At 64.3% G+C, this 16,594-nt stretch carries 16 protein-coding genes; 13 read left to right on the forward strand and 3 right to left on the reverse strand.

The genetic code is table 11. The features are described from left to right. From AC3G2C_RS09465 to AC3G2C_RS09485, 5 genes are all read left to right on the forward strand, one after another. Positions 1 to 1,005, forward strand: a complete 1,005-nt coding sequence (locus tag AC3G2C_RS09465) for an AraC family transcriptional regulator (RefSeq protein ID WP_488384384.1) — start codon at positions 1 to 3, stop codon at positions 1,003 to 1,005. A gap of 410 nt (positions 1,006 to 1,415) precedes the next feature. Continuing rightward, positions 1,416 to 1,748: a hypothetical protein gene (locus tag AC3G2C_RS09470; protein ID WP_488384385.1), complete on the forward strand. Its 333-nt coding sequence runs from the start codon at positions 1,416 to 1,418 to the stop codon at positions 1,746 to 1,748. 154 nt (positions 1,749 to 1,902) lie between these two features. Continuing rightward, on the forward strand, positions 1,903 to 2,190 hold the full coding sequence (locus tag AC3G2C_RS09475) for a helix-turn-helix transcriptional regulator (protein ID WP_488384386.1): 288 nt from the start codon (positions 1,903 to 1,905) through the stop codon (positions 2,188 to 2,190). Positions 2,191 to 2,520: 330 nt separating this feature from the next. Next, positions 2,521 to 2,748, forward strand: a complete 228-nt coding sequence (locus AC3G2C_RS09480; RefSeq protein WP_488384387.1) for a hypothetical protein — start codon at positions 2,521 to 2,523, stop codon at positions 2,746 to 2,748. A 170-nt stretch (positions 2,749 to 2,918) separates the two neighbouring features. Continuing rightward, a complete protein-coding gene (locus tag AC3G2C_RS09485; protein ID WP_488384388.1) occupies positions 2,919 to 3,149 on the forward strand; it encodes a hypothetical protein in 231 nt (76 codons plus the stop codon). Positions 3,150 to 3,344: 195 nt separating this feature from the next. Here AC3G2C_RS09485 and AC3G2C_RS09490 read toward each other — a convergent pair whose 3' ends face one another. Beyond that, the gene (locus AC3G2C_RS09490) at positions 3,345 to 3,518 is read right to left on the reverse strand and encodes a hypothetical protein (protein WP_488384389.1); all 174 of its coding nucleotides are present in this window, start codon (positions 3,516 to 3,518) and stop codon (positions 3,345 to 3,347) included. Positions 3,519 to 3,777: 259 nt separating this feature from the next. Between AC3G2C_RS09490 and AC3G2C_RS09495 the strand changes: the two genes are divergently transcribed. After that, a complete protein-coding gene (locus AC3G2C_RS09495; RefSeq protein ID WP_488384390.1) occupies positions 3,778 to 4,170 on the forward strand; it encodes a SpoIIAA family protein in 393 nt (130 codons plus the stop codon). 62 nt (positions 4,171 to 4,232) lie between these two features. Here AC3G2C_RS09495 and AC3G2C_RS09500 read toward each other — a convergent pair whose 3' ends face one another. Beyond that, a complete protein-coding gene (locus tag AC3G2C_RS09500) occupies positions 4,233 to 4,463 on the reverse strand; it encodes a hypothetical protein (RefSeq protein WP_488384391.1) in 231 nt (76 codons plus the stop codon). On the opposite strand from AC3G2C_RS09500, the gene asnB reads away from it, so the two are divergent. Continuing rightward, positions 4,444 to 6,117, forward strand: a complete 1,674-nt coding sequence (gene asnB, locus AC3G2C_RS09505; RefSeq protein ID WP_488384392.1) for an asparagine synthase B — start codon at positions 4,444 to 4,446, stop codon at positions 6,115 to 6,117. The genes AC3G2C_RS09500 and asnB overlap by 20 nt on opposite strands. A 1,158-nt stretch (positions 6,118 to 7,275) precedes the next feature. On the opposite strand, the gene AC3G2C_RS09510 is transcribed toward asnB, so the two are convergent. Next, positions 7,276 to 8,583: an aspartyl protease family protein gene (locus tag AC3G2C_RS09510; RefSeq protein WP_488384393.1), complete on the reverse strand. Its 1,308-nt coding sequence runs from the start codon at positions 8,581 to 8,583 to the stop codon at positions 7,276 to 7,278. A 165-nt stretch (positions 8,584 to 8,748) separates the two neighbouring features. Between AC3G2C_RS09510 and prfB the strand changes: the two genes are divergently transcribed. From prfB to smc, 6 genes are all read left to right on the forward strand, one after another. Continuing rightward, positions 8,749 to 9,874 (forward strand): peptide chain release factor 2 gene (prfB, locus tag AC3G2C_RS09515; protein WP_488384394.1). Its coding sequence is split into 2 segments (ribosomal slippage): positions 8,749 to 8,823 and positions 8,825 to 9,874, totalling 1,125 coding nucleotides; the frame shifts between segments, so codons are not numbered across the junction. 189 nt (positions 9,875 to 10,063) lie between these two features. After that, complete coding sequence (gene lysS, locus AC3G2C_RS09520; RefSeq protein ID WP_488384395.1) at positions 10,064 to 11,605, forward strand: lysine--tRNA ligase; 1,542 nt, start codon at positions 10,064 to 10,066, stop codon at positions 11,603 to 11,605. 4 nt (positions 11,606 to 11,609) lie between these two features. Then, a complete protein-coding gene (locus AC3G2C_RS09525; protein WP_488384396.1) occupies positions 11,610 to 12,095 on the forward strand; it encodes a hypothetical protein in 486 nt (161 codons plus the stop codon). A 90-nt stretch (positions 12,096 to 12,185) separates the two neighbouring features. Further along, on the forward strand, positions 12,186 to 12,491 hold the full coding sequence (locus AC3G2C_RS09530; protein ID WP_488384397.1) for a YciI family protein: 306 nt from the start codon (positions 12,186 to 12,188) through the stop codon (positions 12,489 to 12,491). Continuing rightward, the gene (locus AC3G2C_RS09535) at positions 12,488 to 12,751 is read left to right on the forward strand and encodes a BolA family protein (protein WP_488384398.1); all 264 of its coding nucleotides are present in this window, start codon (positions 12,488 to 12,490) and stop codon (positions 12,749 to 12,751) included. Before AC3G2C_RS09530 ends, AC3G2C_RS09535 begins: the two co-directional genes overlap by 4 nt. Positions 12,752 to 13,080: 329 nt before the next feature. Continuing rightward, positions 13,081 to 16,590: a chromosome segregation protein SMC gene (smc, locus tag AC3G2C_RS09540; RefSeq protein WP_488384399.1), complete on the forward strand. Its 3,510-nt coding sequence runs from the start codon at positions 13,081 to 13,083 to the stop codon at positions 16,588 to 16,590. The last annotated feature ends 4 nt before the right edge of the window (positions 16,591 to 16,594 follow it).

Below are 16,594 nucleotides of genomic sequence, written 5' to 3' on the forward strand. Positions count from 1 at the left end.
ATGGCGCGCAACAGCACCTTTCCGGTCGATCCTGGATGGCGTCCGCTACTGAAGGACTTGGGTATCCGAAGCGACACCCTGTTGCGCCGCGCCGGCTTGCCGGAGGAATTACTGGCACGCCCCGGCAACGGCCTGACGACGGCGGAATATTTCCGCTTCTGGGAGAGCCTGCAGGTGGAAGCAGGTGATCCATTGCTGCCGTTGCACCTGGTGGAGGCGATTCGGGCTGAGTCGTTCAACCCGCCGATATTCGCAGCGCTGTGCAGTGCGAACCTGCTGCAGGCGGGGCAACGGCTGTCGTCGTACAAGAGGCTGATGGCGCCGATGAGCCTTGCGGTGAGCGTGGCCCGCGATGGCACGTTGACCCTCGCGCCGCACTGGCTGGAGGCGCAGTCGCAGGCGCCATTCGTGCTGGTGGCCAGCGAGCTTGCGTTCCTGCTGCGGCTTGCGCGTCTAGCTACGCGTGAACCCATGGCGGCACTGCGTGTGACCATGTCGCAACTTCCGGCCGGCGCGCAGGCCAAAGCCTTTGCCAAGTTCTTTGGCGTGGCCCCGCTACAAGGCGATGCCGCGAGCATCGCATTCACGGCTGCCGACGCGAAGCGGCCGTTTCTCACCGCCAACGATGCCATGTGGCAGGTGTTCGAGCCCGACCTCCGCAAGCGCTTGGGCCAACTCGGTGGCCATGCCAGCACCGTGGAGCGCGTTCGCTCCGCCTTGCTTGAATTGCTGCCGGGCGGGCAATCGGGCATCGAGGCGGTTGCTGTACGCCTTTCGATGAGCAAGCGAACACTGCAGCGACGGCTGGAGGAAGAGGGCGGAAACTACCGATCCTTGGTCAACGACACTCGCGAGGCGCTCGCCCGGCACTACCTGACGCAAACCGAGCTTTCTGCCGGCGAGATTGGGTTTCTGTTCGGCTTCGAAGATCCCAACTCGTTCTTCCGCGCTTTCCACGACTGGACGGGGACAACCCCCGAAGCCTTGCGAAGGCTTGCTCTTTGATGGGGCGTCACTCGGGCTTTCCACGAATGTTGCGTTGCTAGCAACGTTAGCTTCGGGCCGGTTCCGGTCGGACGTCTCTCGCCGATGGCCTTGCCGCCGTGCTGCGTCTGTTAACCAGCACCTGCGCGTTGGCGGGTGGTTACGGAAGCGCGATGGTAAGTCATCGCCGGATTCCATGGCCCGACTCACTGACAGCGCATGCCGCCGAGTGCGCGCGCTGCGGTCGCATGGTGCGGCGGGAGATAGCCTGACAGGGTGGGAGGCGGCGCTCTGCTACCTTCGTTTCGCTGCGCGCGGGGGCTCAAAATTCGTCGCGCGCAGCCATGGCCCCTCCGGGTCATGAGGCGCGGGCCGTGGGAGTAGCAGCTCACACGACCCGCTAACCATCACCAACTAAGGAAGAGTTGATCATGGCTACCCACGATCATACGGCACGCGCACGCCCGTCTTTCCCACCAGAGGCTACGCACGCGACCTCCGCCGACACGCTGGCTCCCCCAGCTGAGGCGCAGGAAGCAGAGCAGCGGTTGTTAACGCTGATCGGTATTGCCCGCTCCGCAGACGCCTTGCTGGGTCTGCTGATGGATAGCGAGGAGGCTTTCCTCGCCCCGCCGCGCCGAGGTTCCCGCCCGGTACGCCAGCTAGCCCTAACCCCGTTGGAATCCGCGGGGTTATCGACAGCCGTGCATTACCTGCACACCTACGCGCGCTTGTTGGGCCAAAAACCCGCCGCCAGCACCTGACCCGTCCGTTGATCGCCCCCGCGGCGCACCGGGCGTGTTGCCGGTGTGCCGCACCTTGGCGATCACTTACGACTAAACAGGGCAGTTGCCTACATCTATCGCTGCGCTCGCGCCGGCGTGTTTAAGCGTGCGCGCACATCAACTAAGGACAGTGATGAGTCGGATTCCCCTTTCGCCGCGCATGTACATCAGCCGAGGGCTGCCCGTGCGCTCACCCGCGCAGGTGCTGCTGCACGATTACATGGTGCCGGATGACCTCACCTTTGCGCAGACAGCGCGGCGCATCGGCATCACCAGCGCACAGTTAAAGGATTGGATGATGGAGGGCAGGCCAATGACGCTGGATCTCGCCCGTTTATTCGCGCGCGCGTTCAACACCACGGCGTTGTATTGGATGGTGTTGGAGGCGCGGTTTGAGTTGAGTGAGGTGGACGCGGTTTAGGCGAGTGGCAAGGTGCGTTGATCCTCGCGCGACGGTTCGCGGCCGTGCTTGGGGCAACACAAATGGGGCGCCCGTCGATGCCATGTGCGTTGAGGGCCACCCAAGGTTGATGCGGGGCGGCGCGGGCAGGGCGCATCGGGCGGCAGGGCGGGGCTTTGAATGCCCGGTGCGCATAAGGGTGCACGTGTCACGTTGTGTCAACGTATTCGCCGGTTGCGCGCTTATGCCGGTATGCGTCACGTCACGTGGCCCGCGATGCGGCACAAAGGTCATATTGCGGGTCAACGTGTTCGCGCCGAGGATGCTTGTGCACATGGGGGGGAGTGAGCAGTGTCTACCGTTTTTAGCGTGCGCAATACACGTGGCGATGCCTTGGAAGTGGAAGTGGATTGGGATTGGGTGGGGCACCTCGTGCACTGGCGAGCTTTGGTGTGGTCGGAGCGCGGCATCGAGCGGCGCTTTGTAGGTACGGCCGAAACCAGCGAGTCGCTGGAGTTTGTGGTGCGTAAGGCGGTGCAGGAGTGGCTGACACGCGCTGCGCGGAGCGAGGCTGAATAGGTTTGCTGTGTAGGGGCTGGCTTTCAGTTGTAGGGGGCGTTAGCTGGCACGCTCCTTGATTGCCTCTTGTCACCGAGAGCAAATCGCCCCGCTATTTCGCCCTCACGGTTCGCAGCGTCGCCCCTCCCCAGGGCGCGGCGTCGGGTAGGCCTTTGCCAGGAGCCGACTCCATGGACATGAACTTCACGCTCATTGACCTGTACGGCGAGTCCATCGACGTGTTCTGCGAGGTATTTGATCGTGGAGAGTCGGTGTACTGGCGCGCCTGGCTGTACGGCTACGCCACCTTGCTGGACACGATGGAGGGGCGGGCCTTTCGAGAAACGGCCATCCCGGGTCAGATCCAGGCTGAAATCATGCTGCATGGCATTCGCGCCCAGCCCGATGGGACCAAGCATTGAGGGCGACGGGCTGAGGCTAACGCGACAAACAGTATGGCGCGCCAGGCAGGGCGGCTCATGCGTGTTGGACCTGGCGACCGCGGCAGGGGTGTGGCTGCCTGGGTAACGAGCATGGGTTTGACGGTGGCGTGCCGAAAGGGGCGCTTTGCGTCACCGCTTAAAAAACAAACCCCGCGCCAGGCGGGGTTTGTTGTATCAGGCGTGGCCCGGGTGGGCGCGCAATCGATCCTGATAGGTCTGTAGCGATTCCTGATAGAGCCCCGACCAGGGGTTCAATACGTAACCGTCGAGCGGTTCGGGCGACACCCGCGGGGCGTCAGGCTGCGTGGCCGTAGCGGCAAGCGGTGCATCTAGGGTCATGGGATCCATATGCATCCTCGGTGGGTTACGGGAGGGGTCAGGCTAACGACGAGGATGTTCGCGGCCGGTTAAGCGTGCGGCGCGTTTGAGCGAACGCAAAACTTATGACGTTGACAGTCTCGTGACATGGCTGGATGCACGTATCCGGCAGCGAAGTGTCACTGCGGGGCACATGTGGCGCGGTTGTGCGCGATGTGTCGAGGTGCGTCATGACGCCTCGGTAACGCGCCCTTTGCGATACATCGAGCAGCAAAGGAGGGTTGTGGCCATGATCGAGCTGATTCAGGGTTTGCCGCCGGGTGCGCTGGGGTTTCGCGCGAGCGGGCAGGTGAGTGCGGAGGATTACCAGCGGGTGATCGTGCCCGATGTGGAGGCGGCGTTTGCCATTACCCGCAAGCTGCGCCTGCTCTATCACGTGGGCCCGGAGTTCACAGGCTTTGCGCCGGGCGCCATGTGGGAGGACGTGATGCTGGGCTTTCGCCATTTGAGTGGCTGGGACAGAGTGGCCCTGGTGACCGATGTGCCCTGGTTGCGCGCCGGGGCCATGGCGATGGGCTTTGCAGTGCCTGCGCAATTTCACGTGTTTCGCAACGACGAGTTCGAGGCGGCCCGCCGTTGGATCAGCGAGCCGCGCCCGGCGAGCGAAAATGGGAACACTTGAAACGTTTCACGGCGCTTGCCAGTGCGCCCGCGCTGTGGTTTAGTCAGGGCCATGACTGCTCTTCACGCCCGCTTTGTCGCCATGAACGCCGCTATCGCGGCGGCGACCGAGTGCATGCGCGCGCTGAATACCAATAACGCCAATAACAATACCCGCAACCACGGGTGGGCCAGCGTGTAAGCAGCAATCTCGATTTCACACGCAAAAAGGCCCGCTCCCAGCGGGCCTTTTTGTTTTTCCACGCCATGAAAAACAACCCAAGGAAACTGTGTCATGTGTTCGATCTTCGGCATGTTCGACCTGCAGCCCGGTGATGATTTGGCTGCGTTGCGCCAGCAGGCGTTGGAGCTGTCGCAAGGCCAGCGTCATCGCGGCCCCGATTGGAGTGGTGTGTTTGTGGATGCCGGTGTGATCTTGGTGCACGAGCGCCTGGCCATCGTGGACCCGGCCAGCGGCGCCCAGCCGCTGCATTCGCGCGATGGTGCGCTGGCCTTGGCAGTGAACGGCGAGATCTATAACCACCGCGAGTTGCGCGCGGCCAGCCAGTACGACTTCACCACGGGCTCCGATTGCGAGGTGATCAACGCGCTGTATCGCGAACATGCCGCGCCGCTGGAGTGGCTCACCCAGCTCAACGGCATTTTTGCGTTTGCCCTGTGGGACAGCGCCGCCGCGCGCTACGTGATTGCGCGCGACCCCATCGGTGTGTGTCCGCTGTATTGGGGGCACGATGCGGAAGGGCGCTTGTGCGTGGCTTCGGAAATGAAGGCCCTGGCAGGCGTGTGCGCCGATGTGGCGCCATTCCCACCGGGGCATGTGTATGACAGTGCGGATGGTGAGTTGCGCCGCTATTACCACAAGCCCTGGCGCGATTATGCGCATACGCAGGGGCACGATGTGTCGCCCGCTGCGCTGCGCGGTGCGTTCGAGCAGGCGGTGCATCGTCAGTTGATGACGGACGTGCCTTACGGTGTGCTGCTTTCCGGCGGGCTGGATTCGTCGCTGGTGGCGGCGTGTGCGGCGCGCTTCGCGCGTCATCGCGTGGAAGAGGGTGACCGCACGGAGGCTTGGTGGCCGCGCCTGCACTCGTTTGCCATCGGCCTGGAGGGTTCGCCTGATCTCGCGGCGGCACAAGTGGCGGCCGATGCACTGGGCACGGTGCATCACGGTTTTGTCTACACGTTCTGGGAGGGCTTGGATGCGCTGCCGGAGGTGATTCGCCACATCGAAACCTACGATGTCACCACCATTCGCGCCTCCACGCCGATGTTTCTGCTCGCGCGTCGCATCAAGGCGATGGGGGTGAAGATGGTGCTGTCGGGCGAGGGTTCCGATGAAATCTTTGGCGGTTACCTGTACTTCCACAAGGCGCCGTCGGCAGAGGCGTTCCACGAAGAAACCGTGCGCAAGCTCGATGCGCTGCATAGCTACGACTGCCTGCGCGCGAACAAGGCGATGATGGCGTGGGGCGTGGAGGCGCGCGTACCGTTTCTCGACCTGGATTTTCTCGACGTGGCGATGGGCATGGATGCGCGGCACAAGATGGCCGGGCAGGGGCGCATTGAAAAAGCCGTGCTGCGCGAGGCGTTTCAGGGCGTGTTGCCTGATGAGATTCTGTGGCGGCAGAAAGAACAGTTCAGCGATGGCGTGGGCTATGGCTGGATCGATGGGCTCAAGGCGCATGCCGAGCAGGCGGTGAGCGATCGCGAGCTCGCTGCGGCGGCCACGCGCTTTCCGCATAATCCGCCGGCCACCAAGGAGGCGTACCTGTATCGCCGTATCTTCGAGAAGTTCTACCCGGGGCAGGCGTGCGCGGCCACGGTGCCGGGTGGCAAATCCATCGCCTGCTCGTCACCCGCCGCCTTGGCGTGGGACCCGACTTTTGCGGGCGCGGCGGATCCGTCGGGCCGTGCGGTGAAGGGGGTGCATCAGCAGGCGTTGGCGTGAGGTTGATGCGCGGCGTGGGCGTTCGGTGGGTGTGGTTTGTGGGGTCGGTTTTGGGCGGTTAAACGTTGGGCGGGTGTGATCGTAAAGGCGCTGAATGACAAGCCCTTCGGCTGTTTGTAAAGCGCCTCCCGCTTTCGCGGGGCGCCGGTGCTTGGGGTGCTTCGCCAGCCATGAAATAGGCATGAGGTGCGCAAAACGTTCATCCATGAAAGGTCTGATGAATCGACTTATTGTTCGTCATTCCTACGGATGCAGGCAGGAGGCGCCTTTCAATAGCCGAAGGCTGGTCATGCAGCGCCTGTAGATCGTTGAGCTTAAAGTCGCTGGATTCCTGCGTTCGCAGGAATGACGGTCAAATCGGGGCGCGCCTAGAAGGGCTCGGCTTGGCTGTGCCACGTCTGGAGCCGCGCGCTCGAGACTGGCGATTAATCCCAACGTGCCGTTATCCCCGCGAAAGCGGGAAGTGCTTTTCAACAGACGAAGGCTGGTCATGCAGCGCCTGTAGATCGTTGAGCGTAAAGTCGCTGGATTCCTGCGTTCGCAGGAATGACGATCAAATCGGGGCGTGCCTAGAAGGGCTCGGCTTGGCTGTGCTACATCTGGAGCCGCGCGCTCGAGACTGGCGATTGATCCCAACGTGCCGTTATCCCCGCGAAAGCGGGAAGTGCTTTTCAACCGCTGCAAGCTGGTCATGCAGTGCGTGTAGATCGTTGAGCGTAAAGTCGCTGGATTCCTGCGTTCGCAGGAATGACGGTCAAGTCAGAGCATGCCTAGAAGGGCTTGGCTTGGCTGTGCTACATCTGGAGCCGCGCGCTCGAGACTGGCGATTAATCCCAGCGTGCCGTCATCGCCGCAAAAGCGGGAAGTGCTTTTCAACGGTCGAAGGCTGGTCATCCATCGCCCTGTTACCACTCACCGGCGCCCAGCCGGCTTAGGGAAACTCTAATTTTGATCGTCATCCCAGCGAATGCTGGAAGCGCCTTTCAACAGCCGAAGGGCTGGTGATCCCGTGCCTGTCACTCTCTGAATGTAAAGGCGCTGGATCACCAGCCCTTCGGCTGTTAGAAAGCGGCGCCGGCTCTTGCCCCCCTTCTCGGGTTCCGCAGGAATGACGGACAAGAAGTCGATTTATCAGACTTTCCTTAGCGCAGAAAACCCTCAACGCAAATTCGGATGCAACAAGAAGCACTGCCGCTGGTGCCGGTAATCCAGCAGGAAATCCATGTCGCGCAGCGCGCCCGCACCCAAGGTGATCGGGTGCTTTACCTGGGTGGCGTCGGTGTAGACCTCGAACAGCATGTCGAAGGGCTGACCGGCGATGGTGAGCTGCACCTTCGCTGCATCCGTGTGCACCATGGCGTGGTTACCGCCAATGTCGCGCAGCGAGGTGGTGCGTCGGTGCAGGGCGGTGGCCTCTTCCAGCGCGGCCTGGGTGCCGAGCAGGTATTTGGAGGCGCCGGTATCCAGCAGCACCGATTGCGGCTGTCCGTTGATCGCCAGGCGAGGCAGCAGGCGCATCTCGTCGCCCCACATGCCCGAGCGCACCAGCATGGGCGTGTCGCAGGCGGGGGCCTGGGTTTCCGCGCCCAGCACCTGCACGGCCTGGTTGCTTATGCGCACGGTGCCCAGCGCGGCGAGCAGGTTGCCGCCCAGCAGTTGGATGGGGTGGGGCACGATGGTTACGGGCACGTGGTGCAGGGTGATATCGCCCAGTTGCAGGGTGTCGAGCACGCCGGCCTGGGTGGTAATGCCCTTGCTGATCCAGCCGCTGATCTTGCCGTGCTCGTCCAGCGGCGTTACGCCGTACTGGCGAGCGTTCTCCTCGCCCAGCACCAGGTTGGAGGCGCCGGTGTCGAGCATGAACTCCGCCTCGTGGCCATTGGCCTGGGCGGTGACGGTGGGCACGATGACGTTGCGCTTGGTGGGTAGGGTGACGTCGCCCTTGGGCAGATCCACGCGCATGGGTGGTACGCCGTCCTGGCGGGCCAGGAAAGCGCGCATGGCCTCCACCCGCTTGGGCAGGCCGTGATTCTCATAGCGCGTTACCAGCGCGCGCTCGGCCTCGCGTGCTTCGGCGGCGCGACCGGCCATCTGCAGGTTGCCCACGCGGAACTGGCCGCAGAGCAGGGCAATGCCCGGGTGGTTATCGAACAGGGCTTGTTCGCACTGTTCGGCGTCCGCGCTGGCCGCATCCAGGTTGAAGTGCACCCGCTCCAGCGCCATAGCGGCCCACACGTGCACGATGGGGTCGGTGGCTTGCTGGTAGTGCTGCTGCAGTGCCGGCTCGTCGGCTGTCTGCATGGCCTTGAGGATGGCGGTGAGGTCCGCGCCTTCGGTGGCCGGGCTTTCCAGGCCGGGGCTGGCGGGGGTGTCCTCGCTGGCCTGCGCGCCGCCAAGGGCGCCAAGGCCGGTCGTCAGTAGCAGGGCGCATGCCCATGCATTTCCTTGCTTGCTCCAAAATGGCACCTGCCGCTCCTTGGGTTCCCTGTGTCGATGCGATGACGGCCGCTCAGCGGGCCGCCGACGCCCTATCAACGCGCACACGGCGTTACGGTTGTCACCCCGGTGTTTTGGCAGGCTGGCGGGGTCCTCTGGTATCCTAGAGGGCTTAAGCTTTGGAACCAAACCACGATGATCGAGATCAATCCGATCCTTGCGCAGATCGCGGACCTCAAGGGCCGCGTCGAGTCGCTTAGGGGGTATCTTTGACTACGCCACCAAGCGTGAGCGTCTCGAAGAAGTAAGCCGCGAACTGGAGAGCCCCACCGTGTGGGACGATCCGCCGCGCGCGCAGGAGCTGGGCCGCGAACGCGCCCGCCTCGACACCGTGGTCAGTGGCATCGATACGCTGAGCGCCGGCCTCGCGGATGCCAGCGAGCTGGTGGAGATGGCCGCCGCCGATCAAGACGAAGGCACCCTGCAGTCGGTGATCGACGATCTGGGCAGCCTGGAAGCCAAGGTGGCCAAGCTGGAATTCCAGCGCATGTTCTCCGGCAAGATGGACGCCAACAACGCCTTCGTGGACATCCAGGCCGGCGCCGGTGGCACCGAGGCGCAGGACTGGGCGGAAATCCTGCTGCGCATGTACCTGCGCTGGTGCGAGTCGCGCGGCTGGAAAACCGAGCTGCTGGAAGTGTCCGGTGGCGATGTGGCCGGCATCAAGTCCGCCACCTTCCGCGTGGAAGGCGATTACGCCTACGGCTGGCTGAAGACCGAGATCGGCGTGCACCGCCTGGTGCGCAAGAGCCCGTTCGATTCGGACAACCGCCGCCACACCAGCTTCACCTCGGTGTTCGTGTCGCCGGAAGTGGACGACAACATCGACATCGACATCAACCCGGCCGACCTGCGTACCGACGTGTACCGCTCCTCGGGCGCCGGTGGTCAGCACGTGAACAAGACCGAGTCGGCGGTGCGTATTACGCACGTGCCCTCGGGCGTGGTGGTGGCCTGCCAGACCGAGCGCAGCCAGCACGCCAACCGCGACCGCGCCATGAAAATGCTGGCCGCCAAGCTGTACGAAATCGAGATCCAGAAGCGCAACGCGGAAAAGAACGCGCTGGAAGCGTCCAAGTCCGATATCGGCTGGGGCAGCCAGATCCGCAACTACGTGCTGGACCAGAGCCGCATCAAGGATCTGCGTACCGGTATCGAGCGTTCGGACACGCAGAAGGTGCTCGACGGCGACCTCGACGAATTCGTCGAAGCCAGCCTCAAGTCGGGCCTGGATGCGGGCGCCAAGCGCGTGGATGCATAAAGCTCACGCGCGTTTGGTTTAGATGGTGCTTTGCCGGTTATTCCAGCGAAAGTAGGGCCCCGCGTTTTTCGGGGCGATCGGCAAAGGCACTGTCCCGGCGAGCGCCGGGACGACGTTTAACAACGTGGGCGCATGCATCGTGCATGCGCCGCCACGATCGGCAAAACAACAACACACCGGAACCCCCGCATGACCAGCGACAACGTTTCTCCCGCCAGCGCTCCCGAGTCCGTCCCGCAGGACGAGAACAAACTCATCGCCGAGCGCCGCGAGAAACTGAAAGCGCTGCGCGAGCATGGCGTGGCGTTTCCGAACGACTTCAAGATGGACGCCTTTGCGGGCGATTTGCAGGCCGAATTCGCCGATGCGGACAAGTGGACCGCCGAGGCCATCGAGGCGCTGGCTCGCAAGGTGAAGGTGGCTGGCCGCATCCTGCTCAAGCGTGACCAGGGCAAGGTCGCCTTTGTGCAGATGCAGGATTTCAACGGCCGCATCCAGCTGTTCATCCATCAGGGCACGGTGGGCGAAGAGACGTACAAGGCCTTCAAGGGCTGGGACATGGGTGACATCGTCGGCGCCGAGGGCACGCTTATGCGCACCCGCACCGGCGAGCTGTCGGTGAAGGTGGAAAAGCTGCGCCTGCTCACCAAGAGCCTGCGACCGCTGCCGGACAAGCATCACGGCATGGCCGACGTGGAGCAGCGCTATCGCCAGCGCTACGTGGACCTGATCGTTACCGAGGAAGCGCGCCGTACGTTTGCGCAGCGCTCCAAGATCATCGGCTATATCCGCAAGTGGCTGGAGGCCGAGCCGCGCCGCTTCATGGAAGTGGAAACGCCGATGATGCACGTGATCCCGGGCGGCGCCACGGCGCGTCCGTTCGTTACGCACCACAACGCGCTGGACATGGACCTCTACCTGCGCGTGGCGCCGGAGCTGTACCTCAAGCGCCTGGTGGTGGGTGGCTTTGATCGCGTGTACGAGATCAACCGCAATTTCCGTAACGAGGGCGTGTCCACCCGACACAACCCCGAGTTCACCATGCTCGAGCTGTACCAGGCGTACGCCACGTACACCGAGATCATGGACCTCACCGAGGCGGTGATCCGCGATACGGCCAAACACGTGATCGGCACCACCGAGCTGAGCTGGGAAGGCACGGCCATCGATGTGGGCCCGGCGTTCCGCCGCTGGAGCATGGAAGACGCCGTGCTCGAACATAACCCCGAGATTCGCCGCGACGAGCTGCGCAACCGCGACGCCATGGCCGCGCACGCCAAGCGCCTGGGTTGCCAGGTGAAGAACGAGTTCGGCTGGGGTCGCCTGCTGCTGGAGATCTTCGAGAAGACGGTGGAGCACACGCTGATCCAGCCGACCTTCATCACGCAGCATCCGGTGGAGGTGTCTCCGCTGGCACGCGAGAGCGATACCGATCCGGGCATCACCGATCGCTTCGAACTGTTCGTCAACGGTAAGGAAATCGCCAACGGCTTCTCCGAGTTGAACGACCCGGAAGACCAGGCCGCGCGCTTCCAGGCACAGGTGGCCGCCAAGGCCTCCGGCGATGATGAAGCCATGCACTTCGACGCCGATTACATCCGTGCGCTGGAAGTGGGCCTGCCGCCCACCGGCGGCCTGGGTATCGGCATCGACCGCCTGGTGATGCTGCTGACCAATGCCTCGTCAATCCGCGACGTGCTGTTGTTCCCGTACATGCGCCCGGAGGCGTAATACCGTGACGCGCCGCTGGAGGCTGTCATGGACGATGGCGTGCGGTGCGCTGGGTGCTGCCTGCGCATTGCTGTTGATGGCCGCGTGCTCCCCTTCGGCGCCACCGGCAGGCCAGGCCGTTCCTGCGGCGCCGGCAGCCGCCTCGACGGCCCCGGCGTCGTCGGTGGCGGTGGCGGCGCAAGAGCCTGCCAAGAGCGATGAAGCTGCCTCCGCCGAGGGCGATGGCGATAGCGCGGTGATCCAGCGTGTGGACGCCGTGATACGCAAGCATCACCTGACCACCCTGGCGGATACCTGTCTGGATTACATGGTCGACGATTCCGACGGCGCCACCGTCGACATCGACGTGCACGAAAAGCACGACACGCGGTGTGGCGGCGACCCGGAAACGTCGCCTCGTCTGTTCTCGTTCAAGCTGGATCGCGCCAGCGGTCAACTCAGTACCGATGCGCTGGACCTGGCCGACGGCGATTTCCAGCCCATCGAATAGCCATCGTGCGCTCGCGCACTGACCTGTGGCCGATAGGGCGATGGGGCTGACCGCGTTAGAATGCGCAGCTCACTCATCAGGAGTTGTCCCATGTGGTATGCCATCGTCGGTACGGACGTGCCGGACTCGCTGGAAAAGCGCAAGGCCGCGCGCCCCGCGCATATCGCGCGCCTGGAAAAGCTCATGGACGAAGGCCGCCTGCTGGTGGCGGGTGCGTTCCCGGCGATCGAGTCGGAGGATCCGGGCCCGGCGGGCTTTACGGGTAGCCTGATCCTGGCGCAGTTCGCCTCGCAGGCCGAGGCGGAAGCCTGGGCCAAGGACGACCCGTACGTGGCCGCTGGCGTGTACGCCAACGTCAGCATCAAGCCGTTCCGCAAGGCGCTGCCGCCGGCATGAGCGCGACCATGGTGGAGCAGATTCGCGAGCGCCTGCAGCAGGCGCTTGCCCCGGTGGAGCTGGACGTGCTGGACGAGGGTCACAAGCACGCCGGTCACGCCAATGCGGGCAAGGGCCATTTCCACGTACGTATCGTGAGCGCGGCCTTTGCGGGGCAGTTGCCGATCAAGCGGCACCGGATGATCTATGCGGCGCTGCAAGGGCTGATGGATAACGGTATCCACGCGCTGTCCATCGACGCCAAGGCGCCTACCGAATAGCCGGAGGCTCGCCTGGGTGCCGTCCAAGGGGTGCCTGGGCCGCGTATCCGCAAGCGATTCCCTGGGTGCGAGAAAGGCAGGGGCTCAGCAGCCGGCCAGCGGCCGCCGCCCCGCGCCCGTTCCCTCGCGCCCGTTCCGGATCGGCATGTGATGGCGCCGGCCAGGTGCTCCACGATGCCTCGAAGAATAAATGCTTTTGTAACATCAACTTGGGTTTCAGTGTTAAAGTGAAACCTATCTGCCATGCGCATTGCGGCTGGGGCCCGCGTTTGGCACAGTGACCCATCGCCCGGGCAGCCGGGCCTCCTTCCTTTGCCGCTGATGCCCGCATGCGCCTGACCACGATCAAACTCGCCGGCTTCAAGTCCTTCGTGGACCCCACCACCTTGCATCTGCCGACCAATATGACCGGCGTGGTGGGGCCCAACGGTTGCGGCAAGTCCAACATCATCGACGCCATCCGCTGGGTGATGGGCGAAAGCGCGGCCAGTCGTCTGCGCGGCGACTCGCTCACTGACGTGATCTTCTCCGGCTCCAATGCCCGCAAACCGGTGGGCCAGGCGACGGTGGAGCTGATCTTCGACAACTCCGACGGCACTATCCAGGGCGAGTACGGCCAGTACGCGGAAATCTCGGTCAAGCGCCAGGTGACGCGCGACGGTCAGTCGGCTTACTTCCTCAACGGTGCGCGTTGCCGCCGTCGCGACATCACGGACTTGTTCCTCGGTACGGGCCTGGGGCCGCGCAGCTACTCGATTATCGAGCAGGGCATGATCAGCCAGATCGTGGAGGCTGCGCCGGAAGAGCTGCGCACCCATCTGGAAGAGGCCGCCGGCATCTCCAAGTACAAGGAGCGCCGCAAGGAGACCGAGAGCCGCATCAAGTCCACCCGCGAAAACCTCGACCGCGTGCGTGACGTGCGCGACGAGGTGGACAAGCAGCTCGAACACCTCAATCGCCAGGCCCGCGCCGCCGAGCGCTGGAAAGCCTTGAAGGAAGAGCAGGTACGCAAGGAGGCCGAGCTGCGCGCCCTGGAATACCGCGCACTCAAGGGTCAGCACGACAACGAAGGCTCCGGGCTCAGCGCCGCCGAAATCGAAATCGAAAAGCAGGTAGCCGGCCAGCGCCATGTGGAGGCGCAACTGGAAAGCGTGCGCGAACGCCACGTGGGCGCCACCGAGCACCTCAACGCGGTACAGGCCGAGGTGTACAAGGTGGGCGCGGAAATCGCCCGCGTGGAACAGCAGGTGCGCTTTAACCGCGAAACCGCCGACCGCTTGCAGCGCGCCCAGATCGATACCGAGCGCGAACACGCCGAGCTGGCCGAGCACATCGCCAATGACCGAGCGCAGGTGGAAAGCCTGCGCATGGCACTGGCCGAAGGCGAACCCAAGCTCGAAGCCCTGCAGCAGATGCAGGACGACACCAGCGAGGCCTTGCGCGACAGCGAAATCAAGCTGGCCGACTGGCAGCAACGCTGGGACACGCACACTCGCACCGCCGGCGAATCCAGCCGCGCTGCCGAGGTGGAGCGCACCAAGCTCAATTACCTCGACCGCCAGGCCGTGGACCTCGCCCGCCGCCGCGAAACACTGGAAGCCGAGCAGAAGGCCACCGACGTAGCGGCATTGGATGCGGCGGCCGAACAACTGGAACTGGAGCACGACACGCAGCGCGAGCGCGTCGAGTCGTTGGGTAGCCTGCTCGACCAGCACAAGCTGGCCTACGAAAAGGTGCTGGACGAAGAGCGACAGGTGCAGTCTGCGCTCAACGAAGCGCGCCAGCAGTTGCAGACGGCGCGCGGTCGCCAGGCCTCCCTGGAAGCCTTGCAGCATGCCGCGCTGGGCCAGGACGAAAGCGCCGCCAGTGCTTGGCTGGCGCGTCTTGGCCTGGACAAGTCGCGTCGCCTGGGCGAATCGCTACAGGTGGAAGCGGGCTGGGAAACGGCCGTGGAAACCGCGCTGGCCGGCTATCTGGACGCCGTGCTGGTGGATGGCGCACACGGGCTGGCTGCCGAGTTCGCCTCGCTGGAGAACGCCGACGTGGCGCTGGTCGATGGCGCCGAAGGCGGCGCGCAGACCGCCGGCACGCTCGCCGCGCATGTGCGTGGCCCGGCGGCGGCCGTGACCATTCTCAATCATGTGCTCACCGCCGATTCCATCGAGCACGCGCACCAGTTGGTTACCGGCCTCTCGGCGCTGGCGCCGTATCAGTCGGTGATGACGCGCCAGGGCGAGTGGCTGGGGCCGGGCTGGGCGCGCGTGCGCCGGGCGCAGGGCAACCAGGTGGGCGTGCTGGCGCGCGAGCGCGAAATGCGCACGCTGGCTGAGCAGATCTTGGCGCTGGAAGAGCGCATCGAGGAAGCCACCAACACCCTGGAAGACCTGCGCACCGGCAAGTTCGAAACCGAGCGCGCGCGCGACGACGCGCAGCGCGAGTTGTACAACGCGCACCGCCGCCAGTCCGAATTGGCCGGTCAGTTGCAGAGCCAGCGCGGCAAGATGGAAACAGCGCGCGCCCGTGCCGAAAAGGTGGCCGGCGAACTTAGCGATCTGATCCAGCAGCTCGACGAACTGCAAACGCAGACCCGCGAGGCGCGTGCGCGCCTGGACGAGTCGGTGGGTCACATGGGTGACCTGGAAGACCTGCGCCGCGAGCTGGAAAACGAGCGCCGCGCCCTGCTGGAAACGCGCGAAGAAGCCCGCATGAACGCCCGCGAGGCAGCCGACCAGGCGCATGCGCTGGCGCTGTCCATGGAGTCCAAGCGCTCGGCGCTCACGTCGCTGGAGCAAGCGCTGGCGCGCATGGAAACCCAGCTTCGCCAGATCGACGCGCGCCGCACCGAGATCGCCGAGCAATTGGCGGCGGGTTCCGACCCGATTGCCGAGTTGGAGGCCGAGCGTCAGACCTACCTCGACCAGCGCCTGCTGGTAGACAAGCAATTGGTCGACGCGCGCCGCGCGGTAGAAGATTGCGACGGCGAGTTCCGCCGCCTGGAACAGGAGCGCCAGCGCATCGAGCAGGGCTTGCAGACGCTACGCGAGAGCCTGTCGCAGAAGCGATTGGCCGCGCAGGCGCTGCAATTGCGCGCCGAGCAATTGGCCGAAGCCATCGTGGCCTCCGGCCTGGAGCTGGAGCCACTGTTGGCCGAGCTGCCCGAGAATGCCGACGCCAGCCAGTGGCGCAGTCAGCTCACCGATATTGGTCAGAAGATCACGCGCCTGGAGCCGGTGAATCTGGCGGCCATCCAGGAGCACGCCGAACAGAGCGAGCGCAAAACGTACCTGGACAACCAGCTGACCGATCTGGTCAGCGCCATGGAAACGCTGGAGGCGGCGATCAAGAAGATCGACCGCGAAACGCGCCAGCGCTTCAAGGAAACCTTCGACCGCGTCAACGCCGGCGTGCAGGAGCTGTTTCCGCGCCTGTTCGGTGGCGGCCATGCTTACCTGGAACTTACCGGCGACGATCTGCTCGATACCGGCGTGGCCATCATGGCGCGTCCGCCGGGCAAGCGCGTGTCCAACATCACGCTGCTCTCCGGTGGCGAGAAGGCGCTTACCGCGGTGTCGCTGGTGTTCGCCATCTTCGGCCTCAACCCCGCGCCGTTCTGCTTGCTGGACGAGGTGGACGCGCCGCTGGACGAGGCCAACGTGGGTCGCTTCTCCAACATGGTGAAGGAGATGAGCGAGAAGGTGCAGTTCATTTTCGTGAGCCACAACAAGGCCACCATGGAGGCCGCCTCGCAGTTGTGCGGCGTGACCATGCGCGAAGCGGGCGTGTCGCGACTGGTGCAGGTGGATCTTGCAGAAGCAGCTAAACTTGCGGGCGCAGCTTGAGGAA

It is taken from the genome of Frateuria sp. sgz306004, from assembly GCF_057750885.1.

Excerpts from the sequence above, each read along its gene's own strand:
- AC3G2C_RS09500 (WP_488384391.1), bottom strand. The coding sequence starts at position 4,463 with ATGCCGAAGATCGAACACATGACACAGTTTCCTTGGGTTGTTTTTCAT.
- AC3G2C_RS09535 (WP_488384398.1), top strand. The coding sequence starts at position 12,488 with ATGAGCGCGACCATGGTGGAGCAGATTCGCGAGCGCCTGCAGCAGGCG.
- AC3G2C_RS09530 (WP_488384397.1), top strand. The coding sequence starts at position 12,186 with ATGTGGTATGCCATCGTCGGTACGGACGTGCCGGACTCGCTGGAAAAG.
- AC3G2C_RS09470 (WP_488384385.1), top strand. The coding sequence starts at position 1,416 with ATGGCTACCCACGATCATACGGCACGCGCACGCCCGTCTTTCCCACCA.
- AC3G2C_RS09490 (WP_488384389.1), bottom strand. The coding sequence starts at position 3,518 with ATGGATCCCATGACCCTAGATGCACCGCTTGCCGCTACGGCCACGCAG.
- AC3G2C_RS09485 (WP_488384388.1), top strand. The coding sequence starts at position 2,919 with ATGGACATGAACTTCACGCTCATTGACCTGTACGGCGAGTCCATCGAC.
- lysS (WP_488384395.1), top strand. The coding sequence starts at position 10,064 with ATGACCAGCGACAACGTTTCTCCCGCCAGCGCTCCCGAGTCCGTCCCG.
- asnB (WP_488384392.1), top strand. The coding sequence starts at position 4,444 with ATGTGTTCGATCTTCGGCATGTTCGACCTGCAGCCCGGTGATGATTTG.
- AC3G2C_RS09495 (WP_488384390.1), top strand. The coding sequence starts at position 3,778 with ATGATCGAGCTGATTCAGGGTTTGCCGCCGGGTGCGCTGGGGTTTCGC.
- smc (WP_488384399.1), top strand. The coding sequence starts at position 13,081 with ATGCGCCTGACCACGATCAAACTCGCCGGCTTCAAGTCCTTCGTGGAC.
- AC3G2C_RS09465 (WP_488384384.1), top strand. The coding sequence starts at position 1 with ATGGCGCGCAACAGCACCTTTCCGGTCGATCCTGGATGGCGTCCGCTA.
- AC3G2C_RS09475 (WP_488384386.1), top strand. The coding sequence starts at position 1,903 with ATGAGTCGGATTCCCCTTTCGCCGCGCATGTACATCAGCCGAGGGCTG.